1 protein-coding gene is annotated in these 486 nt (G+C 65.2%); it reads left to right on the forward strand.

Annotated features, from left to right (window positions below; genetic code table 11):
• Window positions 1-486 (forward strand): DoxX family membrane protein (locus tag DVK06_RS17385; RefSeq protein WP_121601150.1); only part of this gene is annotated, 486 nt, incomplete at both ends.

The following is a 486-nucleotide window of genomic DNA, read 5'->3' on the forward strand; positions in this document are numbered from 1 at the left end:
CTGGGTCGGCTACTCGCTGTTTCTGCTCAGAGTGGTGATGGGGTGGACGCTGTTCCAAGGCGGCATCACGAAGCTCGTAACCTACCTGGATTCGGACCCCTCGAACAACTGGACCGCGGCGGGCTACCTCGCCAACGCGATTCCCGAGGGGAACCCCCTCATGGGACTGTGGCGTTCGATGGCAGGGAGTCCGCTCACCGATATGCTGAACATGTGGGGGTTGACGCTGGCCGGACTGGCGCTCATCCTCGGCGCGTTCGTTCGCTTCAGCGCCTTCTGGGGCGCGGTCATGATGCTGTTCTACTGGGCGGCGGCGCTCGAAGGCGGCATCCTCGCCGGCCTGCCGCTGGCTCACGGCTGGGTCGTCGACGACCACATCGTCTACGCGGTGCTGTTGTTCGGTCTCGGCGCGTTCGGCGCGGGCCGCATCCTCGGTGTCGACGCCTACCTCGAAAACATGGAGTTCGTGCGGCGCAACCGGTGGAT

This window comes from Halorubrum sp. Atlit-28R, from assembly GCF_003665955.1.
Lineage (GTDB): Archaea > Halobacteriota > Halobacteria > Halobacteriales > Haloferacaceae > Halorubrum > Halorubrum tropicale.